12 protein-coding genes are annotated in these 11,546 nt (G+C 46.9%); all 12 read right to left on the bottom strand.

Annotation, left to right across the window (positions count from 1 at the left end; all coding sequences use genetic code 11):
* Positions 1-635: 635 nt before the first annotated feature.
* The gene (locus DWY55_RS21135) at positions 636-1,946 is read right to left on the bottom strand and encodes an anaerobic C4-dicarboxylate transporter family protein (RefSeq protein WP_120178374.1); all 1,311 of its coding nucleotides are present in this window, start codon (positions 1,944-1,946) and stop codon (positions 636-638) included.
* Positions 1,947-1,998: 52 nt separating this feature from the next.
* Positions 1,999-2,832: a hypothetical protein gene (locus DWY55_RS21130; RefSeq protein WP_035450293.1), complete on the bottom strand. Its 834-nt coding sequence runs from the start codon at positions 2,830-2,832 to the stop codon at positions 1,999-2,001.
* Between the two features lie 12 nt (positions 2,833-2,844).
* Positions 2,845-3,213: a GntR family transcriptional regulator gene (locus DWY55_RS21125; RefSeq protein WP_005828614.1), complete on the bottom strand. Its 369-nt coding sequence runs from the start codon at positions 3,211-3,213 to the stop codon at positions 2,845-2,847.
* Positions 3,214-3,215: 2 nt separating this feature from the next.
* Positions 3,216-4,046, bottom strand: coding sequence for a hypothetical protein (locus DWY55_RS21120; protein WP_120151839.1), 831 nt, complete (start codon positions 4,044-4,046; stop codon positions 3,216-3,218).
* On the bottom strand, positions 4,046-4,897 hold the full coding sequence (locus DWY55_RS21115) for an ATP-binding cassette domain-containing protein (protein ID WP_005828621.1): 852 nt from the start codon (positions 4,895-4,897) through the stop codon (positions 4,046-4,048). Before DWY55_RS21115 ends, DWY55_RS21120 begins: the two co-directional genes overlap by 1 nt.
* 189 nt (positions 4,898-5,086) lie before the next feature.
* Positions 5,087-6,532: a tetratricopeptide repeat protein gene (locus DWY55_RS21110; RefSeq protein ID WP_009037282.1), complete on the bottom strand. Its 1,446-nt coding sequence runs from the start codon at positions 6,530-6,532 to the stop codon at positions 5,087-5,089.
* A 5-nt stretch (positions 6,533-6,537) separates the two neighbouring features.
* A complete protein-coding gene (locus DWY55_RS21105; RefSeq protein WP_005828635.1) occupies positions 6,538-7,488 on the bottom strand; it encodes a PstS family phosphate ABC transporter substrate-binding protein in 951 nt (316 codons plus the stop codon).
* 11 nt (positions 7,489-7,499) lie between these two features.
* Positions 7,500-8,315 carry an energy transducer TonB gene (locus tag DWY55_RS21100; RefSeq protein ID WP_005828639.1) on the bottom strand — a complete coding sequence of 272 codons (816 nt, stop codon included), beginning with the start codon at positions 8,313-8,315 and terminating at the stop codon, positions 7,500-7,502.
* Positions 8,316-8,343: 28 nt separating this feature from the next.
* A complete protein-coding gene (locus tag DWY55_RS21095) occupies positions 8,344-8,994 on the bottom strand; it encodes an ExbD/TolR family protein (protein WP_005828642.1) in 651 nt (216 codons plus the stop codon).
* A 39-nt stretch (positions 8,995-9,033) separates the two neighbouring features.
* Entirely contained in the window at positions 9,034-9,639 is a 606-nt protein-coding gene (locus DWY55_RS21090) for an ExbD/TolR family protein (protein ID WP_005828648.1), read from the bottom strand.
* 93 nt (positions 9,640-9,732) lie between these two features.
* Entirely contained in the window at positions 9,733-10,545 is an 813-nt protein-coding gene (locus DWY55_RS21085) for a MotA/TolQ/ExbB proton channel family protein (protein WP_005828650.1), read from the bottom strand.
* Positions 10,546-10,744: 199 nt separating this feature from the next.
* Positions 10,745-11,191 (bottom strand): hypothetical protein, encoded by a 447-nt coding sequence (locus tag DWY55_RS21080; RefSeq protein ID WP_005828652.1) that lies wholly within the window; start codon positions 11,189-11,191, stop codon positions 10,745-10,747.
* Positions 11,192-11,546: the final 355 nt, after the last annotated feature.

The following is an 11,546-nucleotide window of genomic DNA, read 5'->3' as shown; positions in this document are numbered from 1 at the left end:
AATTTGGAGACAAAGATAATAATTTATAAATTTACCCCTCAGGTTTTTACATTGACCCGAAAAAAATGTTTGCGCAAATAATGTTTGTGCAAATTGCTTCCACACTTCCACCTCCTCTCCACATCCCTTTATTCATCGGCATTACAGATGCGGTGGAAGCAACTCAAAAGTGTGGAAGCAAAATTTGCTTCCACACCGTTTCACAAACAGAAATACTGACACACAAGAAGCTAACATGAAGTAACACAAGTTATTAATTTCTTGTATCACATCTTATTTATATCGTACCTGCACGAAATCAATATCCTGCAAACACGGTATTAATTCCATCTCCTCCCCCTTCAAATGCAATCAGAACAAATGCGTACAGCCACACAAAGCCAAGACTTCAATACTGTTTTCCTCTGTGCTTTATTCAGAGAATGAAGGTATTTATTACGTCGGACATAAGGAATCAACAGTATGCAACGGCCATGATGCAATCGCCTAACGGCCATCAACAACCCGCTTAACAGCCGTCAGCAGATCGCCGCACGACCATTAGGCGCTGATAAGGCAATGAGTAAAAGGGAACACTCCCCTATACACAAGTAAACAAAGCCCTATATACAACGGATTGAAAGCAGCGGTTTCCCTTAGAATATCCTGATGAAAAGCAACCCCAGCCCGATGGCAACGCCAGTCGAAACAAGTCCGGGAAGCATGAACGAGTGATTCAGCACATACTTGCCGATACGGGTAGTTCCGGTACGGTCGAAATTAATGGCCGCTACTACGGTGGGATAGTTGGGAATAAAGAAGTAACCGTTTACGGCCGGGAACAGAGCAACCAGTATCATAGGCGAAATGCCCAAAGCGATGCCCAAAGGCATCAGTGCGCGCACAGTGGCGGCCTGGCTATAAAGCAGAATCGACATGGCAAACAAGGCTATCCCGAACAGCCACGGCATTTGCCTCACCACTCCCTCGATGGACTGGGTCAACTGAAGCATGTTTCCCTGAAGAAAAGTATCTCCCATCCAGGCAATGCCGAATATGGCAATCACCGCCTGCATGCCTGCCGGGAAGACGGAACCTTGCGTTGCCTTCATGCCGTCGGTGCGAGTCAGCAGCAAGATGAGGGCGGCGGCAGAGAGCATCACGATTTCGATAATGGCGGACATGCCGAGTCTCACCGTCTCGCCGTCTATCACGAAGGCAGGACGCAAACTGTCGAACGAACCAAAGAACACGATAAAAACAGTGGCAAGGATAAAGATAAGCACGGACAAGACGGCATGCCGTTTATTGTGTATATCCTTTATCTCCACCTTCTTGACATCAAGATAGCCTTCGGTCAACCTCTTTCTGTACTCCGGGTCGTCTGCCAGCTCCTTGCCCACCTTCATGGAGAACAAGGCGCCCACAAGTACCCCGATAATGGTAGCAGGAATCGTTATTTTCAGAATATCGAACAAGGTGACATCAAATCCCGCCAGCAACCCAAGCAGTGCGACGGTGGCAGCCGAAATGGGACTTGCCGTAATAGCCTGCTGCGAAGCAATCACCGCAATGCCCAGTGGCCTCTCGGGACGAATCTTGGTCTCCGTGGCAACCTCGGCAATCACGGGAAGCACCGAATATGCCACATGTCTCGTGCCGGCAACAAAAGTAAACAAATAGGTCACAATAGGGCTCAAGATGGTGACCTGCGAAGGATTCTTCCGCAACAACCGTTCTGCCAGCTTTACCATATAATCCAGTCCGCCAGCCGCCTGCATGCAGGATGCGGCAGAAATGACGGCGGCTATCATCAACATAACGTCAATGGGAGGTGATGTAGGCTGCAATCCGAAACCAAACGTCAGAATTGCCAGACCTATCCCTCCCATTACACCCAGTCCAATGCCGCCCAAGCGGGCGCCTATAATGATAGCTACCAATACGAATGCCAATTGCAAGGCCATATACTCTACACTTTTTGATTCATGTGCAAAGATAAGTCATTTCGTATTATGGCTACTCACCTACTTCTATTTTAACTGCTTGTTTTAACTCCACACTCAAAGAGGCATCATCCTTTAACGGTGTCCAGAACACCCGGCGGCATTCATTCTTCTGCAAAAGACAACGATGATAGCGACTGCCGGACAGATGCTCCGTATCGATATGGAAGGAACCGGTATTGACATCCCAGTCGGCTATCTCGTCCAGATTCAGATAAAGGTTGCGCACTGTGCCGCTGTTGAGATGCAAGCTCTGCGCCTGCGCCGCAAGCGCAGTGACATGGCAATCTTCCAGCCGGGCAAGGTATCGCGTGCGGAAAGAGAGCGTATCGCAACGGAGTCCGTAGAAATTGGCTTCCATATCTTCCACATCTACCACAACCGCTTGTACCTCCGCAGGCAACCGCAATTCCATCCCTTCTGAACGAACCCTTATCCAAATGTCATTCTGAAGATGCTGTTCCAGCTTATCCTCCGGAAAGTCAAAGGTGACGAGCAGGGTATCGCCAACGGAAGTCATCGACATAAAAGCCTCCATATCCCCTGCATAGGAGAAACTGCCCTGCTGCAAAGAGTCTCCGGCAGTTACCTCCAACGGCACTTCCCCGAACGAGAACATACGCTCTGCCTCCACAATACCTTCTTTTTTCTGTTTCCACACCACCGGAGGCTGTGTCAGCTTCAACACCCTGCACGAGGGCAGCTGCACCGTTTTCCGTTCTCCGCCGATTTCCATAAAATTATCTTTCTGAGTGACATTGCGGTCCACCACATAGAACATGAGTCCGCATACCATTGCCACACCGGTAACCAGCATTCCTATCATTATATAAGTCGTTCGTTTCATAACTGTCTTCTTTTATTTTTGTTTCTTGATAAACTCCTGATACATCCCGGACAACTCCTCGGCAGAGATGCCCAGCGTGAAAATCTGCTTGAAGAAATAATCCACTTCCTCCTTCAGAAAATACTCTTTCCTCAACGAAAGAATCAGCTTACGTGCACCTACCGACACAAAATAGCCGATACCCCGCTTGTTGTAAATCACTCCTTGCGTCTGCAAGTAGTCGTACGAACGCATCACCGTATTGGCGTTGACCTCTACCACAGCCGCATATTCCCGTACCGAAGGAATACGTTCTTCCTCCTGATATTGCCCGAGAAGTACCTCGTCGCAAATGCGGTCTGCTATTTGCAGGTAGATGGCTTTACTTTCCTTAAAGTTCATAGTTACCAACGATTAATGATTTCGGACTCCTTGAAACGGAAATAGGCAAGCACCCAGTTGAAAAGGGCGAAAAACGAAGTTATAAAAATCAGCCAGCCGCCCGATGCCTCCCTGTCAATATAGGGCTCAGTCATGAAGAAGTTATTAGGCAGAATGGCCTTCAGGTACAATACAGCTATCAGGATATATGAAACGAAGATGCAGACACCGGCCGCAAAAGTCTTGATAAGTGCATTTTTGGGCCAGACCGTACTGCCCAGCAGGAAGAAAGACTGTAGGAAAAAGTAGCAGCTCAGGAATATCCCCACCACAGCCGGTCCGCTTCCTATCGTCTCATAGAAACGGTTCGTGTTACAGCAGAATTCCCACAACGGAAAGGAGTGAACGACATGCAGCTCCGGGTAGGCCAGAAGATAGAAGATGACTCTTGTCAAGTCCGCCAGCTTGAAAGCTATCAGAAAGACCAAGATAAAGCCGCAGGTAGCCACCAGCCAGCGGGCAAAGAATTTCTCGAACATGGTGGCAGGTGTCATGAGCACAACGGTACGACTCGTCTTGCTTTTCATCCTTTCCATGGCAAACGAGGCGCTAATGCATCCCCAAATGACAAGTCCCCAAAGAAAGAATCTGGACTCAAACTCCCAGATAGGGTCCATGCCCACAGCTCCCGCTTCCAGATTGTGATACTGATAGTATCCATTCCAGACAAAGACTATGGCCAACATTCCGTAGACCATCACCGAGCGGAGTATATAGGTCTTCCAATTCTCCACCATCTCTTTGCGGCATACGTTCACAAAGCGATGCAAACTAAAAAAGGTATCGCGTATCATTATTCATTTGTTTTAGTGTGAAACATTTCCGCTATCTTCCCAGGCTCTGCAAGTACGGCGCCAAACAGCAGTTCAAGATTAATCTCCGATTCCTCACCTTCCGTATTGGGCAGCATCAAGAAATTGCCTTGTACGGAGGGAAGCGTGTACAAGGCAGTCGCAGCCAACTCCCGGTCGTCACTCTCCAAGAAGAACAGCTTACTGCAAATGCTGGCAGTGGATTCGTCCAGCAATACGCGGCTGTTGTCCATAATCAGCACATGGTCCAGTACTTTGTCAATGTCACGCACCTGATGGGTGGAAATGACAATCGTCTTGTCGTCCGACATACCCGAAGCCAGAAATTTGCGGAACTGGCTCTTTCCCGGAATATCCAGTCCATTGGTAGGCTCATCCATCAGCAGCAGGGAAGTATTGGTGGCCAGCGCAAAACTCATGAAGATTTTCTTTTTCTGCCCCATGGACAAGGCTCCCAAATCAGCATCCATATCCATCTCGAAGAAATGTAGGTACTTCACCATGTCTTCCTTGCTGAAACGGGGATAGAACTTACTGTTCAGTTCAATATAGCTGACCAAGGAAATAGGAGGCAGCTCGAACTCCTCGGGTACCAGAAACATGTCCTGCAACGTGACGGGCAACCGGCGGCGCATGTCGGTATCATGATACATCACTCTCCCACGTTTGGGAGCCAACAAACCGCTCATCAGATAGAGCAACGTAGACTTGCCGGCTCCGTTCTTACCCAACAGACCGTAAACCCGGCCGGCTTCCAGCGAAAGTGAAAAATCACTCAGGACTTCTTTCCGCCCCTTGCGATAACTAAATGAAATGTTTTCTACTTGTAACATACGCTTGGATGAATTAAATCTCTTATTGTTTATGTGTATTAGTATAATAGTACACTGCAAACATAGGCATTTTTTTTAGAATAACAAGAGATTTGAGAAAAAAGGAAATACGTACGAAGGTTCAAAAAAAAGGAGGAGCTAAGAATCACTCTCCACTCCTCCCGACACGACAAACAACTAAAATTATTGCTATTTGATGCCGTCCAATGCCTTATTTGCTGTGGCATTGGTGGGGTCGATAGCCAGAATTTTATTCCAGTACTCTTTCGAAGTAGCATAGTCACTCTTCAACAGATAGTAGTAGCCCAGATAACTGTAACACTCTATCAATGCAGAGTTGTACCTCGGTTCGTTTTTGGCAAGCAGTACGTCCACCACCTTCTCGTAATAAGGTTTCGCCAATCCCTCTGTAGTTTCGGGGTCCATGGCAGAGTGTGTGCGGGCGCGCCACATATCTCCCAAATAACTGTCGGGAGCTTGTTCGGCAACAAGTGCGAACACAGAGTCGGCAGCCTGCAATGCCGCCATGCGGTCGGCAGACTGAACGGAGAGAGTGTCCGAGGACGTACCCTCTCCGTAGTACAGACGCCCTAACTGGAATAAGTTTTCGGACGTCTTTTTATCTTGTGCCAGCGAGTCATAGTACTTTTTATAAGCAGCAATGGCTTGGGTATAGTCGTTTTTCAATTCATAAGCATCGGCAATCTCACGCCACAAATCCACCTGACTCTCATCCTTCTCCAATGCCTTACCATATTCCTCAATGGCCTGGTCATATTTCTTCAGAGCACTCAACAGAGCACCGTGATAGCGGTAATCCAAGCATGAATAATCGGCATTATCCGAAGCATTGAAGAAAGCATCGGCAGCCTTCTCTGCCTCGTCATAACGCTTGAGGTCGACATTGTTGTACATCACAAGCCGGTTGAATGCGGCATGGCGGGCATTCTTCTGCAAACCTTTCTGCGCCACCGCCAAGGATTTCTCGAAGTCGTGGTTCAGGAATAGTGCAAAAGCATATTTAAGGATGTCATCTTCCGTAGCCACGGGAGTATCGATGAACTTGGCATAGGTGTCGGCAGCCTTGCCAAAACGGTTGGTGGCGTAATACACTTCCGCCAGCTCCTTGTCTGCTTCCAGGCAATCCGGAGCTATGGCCTTCAGCTGGTTCAGCTTCTCTATGGCCTGCGAAGGACTGGCAGACTTGTATGCCTGCGCATATTTCAGATACGCATCCTTATAATTCGAATCAAAATAGATGGCTTGCTCATAAAGCTGGCATGCCTTTCCGATATCTTTCCGGGCAAAAGCGATGTCACCCTCGAGTACAGAAACTGCCGGAGCCTTGTTGTCGGCCTTTCTTGCCATCTCCAGATAGGTTTCCGCCTCTTTCAGCTGTCCTACATCCAGATAGGCACGGGCCACGGAAGTCACAAGCTCCACATTTTTCTTGTTCTTGCCCTTCAGCAGTTCTCCGGCTGCGTCGGAAGCCTGCTCCGGATTCGTCTTTATCAGACTTTTTACTTTATCCACCCCCGCCTGCCATTCGGGCACCGGCGTTTGTGCGGCGAGCGTACCTGCAAACAGCATCGCTCCCAAACAAAATACAAATCTACGTTTCATGTTAGCATTCATTTTAGTTATTCATCCTTGACGTTCACCACGCGCACCGGTTGGGTGGCGGGGACCAATCCCGACTTCAATATAATCCGCTGTCCCCGGTCGGAAGCGAGGAAAGAGGCAAATCCCCACGGAAGTGCGCTCCGCGGATCATTCAACAAGGCATAGATGCTGCGTGCCAACGGATAATCACCGTAATACAAATACGCCTGATAGGGTTTGTAACTGTTGTCCGGCATGGCCTTGTCAGCAGCACTGACGGACATCAGCCGCACCTCTTTACTGAAAGAGAGCCCCGTACTGTCATTCCGGTCGCTCAGCCAGTTCACGCCGATAATACCGATGGCATCAGGCGTGCGGGCCACGTAGTCAATCACCTCCCTATTGGTTTTCAACGCTTTCAACTGACTGGAAAGCGGTACACCCTTACAGATGGAATCGACAGCAAAACGTACGGTACTGGAGTTCTTGTTGTCAAACACAAGACTGATATCCCCCAGACGGGAAGCCGGATAGATATCTTTCCACTGCTTCGCATCACCCGTCAGGATGCGGCGGATGTCCTTCACACTAATCAATGAATCTGGATTGCCAAGATGGGTTATCAATGCCAGCCCGTCCGTAGCAATCTTTATCTCCTGCGGAAAAAACTTCCGGCTATTGAAGGAATTCATCTCTTCGGGAGTCAGTCTGCGACTGGTTATTGCCAACCGCAGACTGTCCTTGAGCAAGAGGTTGACGGCATCGACTTCCGTCACATAACGGGGCACAATTCCTGCCAAGGGGAACAGTCCTTCGAACACGTCAATTTCTTCCTGCACAATAGGCTGGAAACTTTCGTCCGCAGCAATTGCAATCACACCGGAGGTATACGTATCCGTTTGTCCGTCCTTGGGCTTGCTTTGGCAGGCAGACAGCAGAGTCAGCAGCACCAGCAAGCCTGAAAGCTGAAGTTGTTTCACCGTTTTCATAACACACACACTTATTGTAATCTAAACATCACCGGTATCGTATATTTCACCGATACGGCCTTACCATTCTGCTTGCCGGGAATCCATTTGGGCATGGACATAATCACACGGACAGCTTCTTTATCCAGATAGGGGTCTACACCTCTCAGCACTTTCACATCACGCACCTTGCCGTCGGCACCTACCACAAACTGGCAGGTTACACGCCCTTGCGTACCGTTTTCCTGGGCAATGGTCGGATACTTCATATTCTTGCTGATGAACTGCATCATCTCGGCCTGACCACCGGGGAACTGGGGCATCTGCTCTACCATATCGAAAACCTTTTCAGGTTCCGGTTCGGCCTGCGTCACCACTTGTTTCAAGTCGGCGATGTCCTTGCCGTGTTCCTCGTCATTACCTTTCACGTCGGCAATGGAGATGGCAACTTTCGTTTCCGTCAGTTCTGTCTGGCTTTTTATTTCATCCTCGTCCCTCACTTCCTCATCCTTTTTGATGACGGGAGCGGTAAACTTAATGGAGCTTTTCAATGCAGGCGGCGGTGGGGCCACGGGCTCTATCCGCTTCATCTCTTCCTGCTTCACTTCCGGTTCTTCCAGCTGCGAAAGGGTAGTCACTTCGGTCATCACCTCTTTCTGTTTGGGGGTAGCCATCTTTATCAGCGTAGGGATACTGAAACCTATCAATGCAATTACAATTACCAGTATCACGGCAATGTTGTGCCGTCTGGGAGAGGTCTCACGCATCTTATAGGCTCCATATGCTTTGTTCTTACCACTGAACACGAGGTCACACCATGCTTGGGAGCTTAAATCTACTTTAGCCATATTCTTTCCTTTCTTTGGGTGTTACACATCATTCAGCAATGTTCTGGGACAATTCGCCCTTGCTTTCGTAGTTCTTCATCAAAAACTCGTCGGCTTCGGCAATATCCGTTATCACATACTTACCTATATTACATATCTGCATTTCATCGAGAGCATCAATCAGATTCTTGTACGAAGACTTGTCGGTAGCCTTGATGATGACTGTCGGCGTATCCTTTCCACTTTTTATTTCGGAAAGCTGTTTCCGGTAGTCATCCTCTGATATCTTAAGATCCAGTTTCTGCTGCTTCAGTCTGTTCACCTCGTTCACAGCAACTCTATTACGTTGCAGAAGCATTGCCCGCAGACCATCCGCCTGATAGGTAGTTTCCTTCAGTGAAGTATAGTCCTTGTAGTTAGGTTCCCCTTCGTAATAATACAACTTGTTGTCATCCCCCAGCAACAGCGTGATGGCTTGGGAAGCCTTGACTTTGGTCTGCTGCTCCTCGGTGATGGTCTTGTCATTGCTCGGCATGCTTATCTCCATGGTCTGAGGTTTGCTCAGTGAGGTACAAAGCATAAAGAAGGTAATCAGCAACATGTTCATGTCCACCATAGGTGTAAAGTCCACCCTGACAGTCATTTTCTTCTGCTTGCTTTTTCCACCTTTCTTGTTGCCGCTTTCTTGTATTTCAGCCATAATGTTTCCTTTCTTGTTCTACTTGTAACTCGTAGCTTGTCACTCTTCACTTGTGGTCTTCAGAGAAGTAATCAGGTTGTACCGGTTCTCTCTGAGGTCCTGAAGTGAGTTCATCACATTTTTTATTACGGAATAAGGAGTATTGGCATCTGCCTTGATGGCAATGCGCAAATCACTGTTCACTGCACGGGCGTTGCGTACCCAGGCCTTGAACTGATTGTCAATACTGTCTGTCGGTATCCCCTCATTCTTCAATACAGCATCTTGCTGGTCTTGCGGCAAGTCGAGGTATTTCTTCATACTCTTCATCGGCACACCAAAGGTAGACGCCAGCATGAATTTTTTAGTTTCCTCCGGAGTGAAAGTCACTCCATACTCCTGCCCCATAGCTTCCAGCACTTCGCGCAAGTCGGACTGCTTGTCCAGACTCATAAATACTTTTCCGCTCGGATCGACCAATATCTGGAGTACATTTGTCTCCGGAATCTTAATCTCGGATACAGAGGCGGGAGTCGTTACTTGTACCGGCTCTTTCTTCACGAACGTAGAAGTCAGCATGAAGAAGGTCAGCAGCAGTACAGTTACGTCACTCATCGCCGTCATATCGATGAACGTACTTTTCTTTTTTATTTTCGCTCTGCCCATAATCGTTTCATTGAAAATTAAAATTGAGAATTCATTCGTTGAATAGATAATAGAAGCCTACGTCACAGCGCAGCTCCAACTATCAGCAGTCAACTATTTATGGGTAGCTGCAAAAGTCTGCACGATGGAGAAACCAACCTCATCGAGGCTGTAAGTCAACTTGTCAATCTTGTTTGTATAATAGTTGTAGGAGATAACGGCCAATGCACCGGTCAAGATACCGAAGGCAGTATTAATCAAAGCCTCAGAAATACCTTGCGACAGAGCCATGGAGTCGGCTGAACCTCCGGCTGCAAGGGCGGCAAATGAACGGATCATACCGATAACTGTACCGAGCAATCCCATCAATGTACCTAAAGTCGTGATGGTACCAATAATAGGAAGATTCTGCTCCATCATCGGCAGTTCCAGCGCAGTGGCTTCTTCCAATTCCTTCTGGATGGCAAGCAGTTTCTGGTCTTTGGACAGCTCTGTGTCATTCTCCATCTCGGCATACTTCTTCAAAGTGGCATTTACCACATTGGCTACAGAACCACGTTGTGAATCGCAGATTTGTTGTGCCTTCTTCATATCACCTTCAGCCAAGGCTGCTTTGATGTTAGCTACGAATTTCACCAATGACCCCTTACCAAAGGCAGCGCCAATGGCAATATAACGTTCAATACTCAGTGCGATGACAGTCAGCAAAAGCGTTTGAATTACAGGAACAATGAATCCACCTTTATAGATGGTACCGAGGAAGTTACCCGGCAACGGATGGTTGTTCGGGTCGTTGTTCATAAAGTTGGAGGGATTTCCCAACACAAAGTGAAAAATAAGCACGGCGATGATAAAACAGATTACGATTACCCAACCGGCGGATCTGATGCCTTTAAAAGAGGCTGCTTTTTTTTGAGTAGTTTCCATGATGAAAAGTTTAATTGTTGGTATTTAAATAGAGTTTTGAAAATAAAGCATAGGGATACGACTTCCCGCTTACGAACCGATAGGGCGTAATCATCCTTGCAACCTTAACTAACATATATGTACACTAAAGGTCACCTGCCTTCAGTCTCTTCAAGACAATAAGGAGAAAAAGGGGGAAATCAATAAGAAGAAAAGTTGGCTAAATCAAAATCCGCCGAAGCGTATAAATATAGTAATCACTGCCCGTCAATGCATAGTACGGGTCTTTATCTGAGTAGTATAATTTAGAGCGGCCTTGCACGAGTAGATTCTCGTGGTTGGATAACATCAAAAGAATGTTTCTGAGGAAAAGATTGTCTTCAATCACCCTGCGCAAACGCTGTTGATGAGAAGAGTAAGTTTCGGAAACCGGTTTGTTTCCCAGTTCGACATCCGTAGTCCATGCGAACTTGGTATTCGTGAACAATGAATTCTTCTTGTCAATACTATTGTCGGAAGTAGAAGAACATGAAGATAAAGAAGCGGAAACTTCAGCAGTTCCGGCCATTCTGTCATCCACCTGCACCAGGTCAATGGCTTTACCGCTAATGCTGCAAGTCAACATCAGTAGCATGCATATCCAGAATGTCTTTACAGTTGTTTTCATGTCGTCTAATGATTCTACAATAAATAACAGATGTCTCTCTTATTTGTTTTACAGCTATGTTACTTTCTTTTGTAAAAAGATTAAATTGTTCACTGATTAAAGGATTTACTATACCTTTTAATACTCTGTAAAGGTACGAAGAATATATGAAATACGAAAGTGGGAATAGGATATAAAATACTGATTTTAAACGTTTTTAATCATTCATTTAGCACCTTAATTCGGGAATTAATCTGATGAATATACGATGAATAATTATATATAATAAGGTATAGTGATTAGCGGTAGAAACGGAATGGGTCAATGTAAAAACCTGAGGGGTAAATTTATAAATTATTATCTTTGTCTCCAAATT

This window comes from Bacteroides sp. AF25-38AC (genome assembly GCF_003602995.1).
Lineage (GTDB): Bacteria > Bacteroidota > Bacteroidia > Bacteroidales > Bacteroidaceae > Bacteroides > Bacteroides uniformis.
This window is presented reverse-complemented; position numbering and strand designations above follow the sequence as displayed.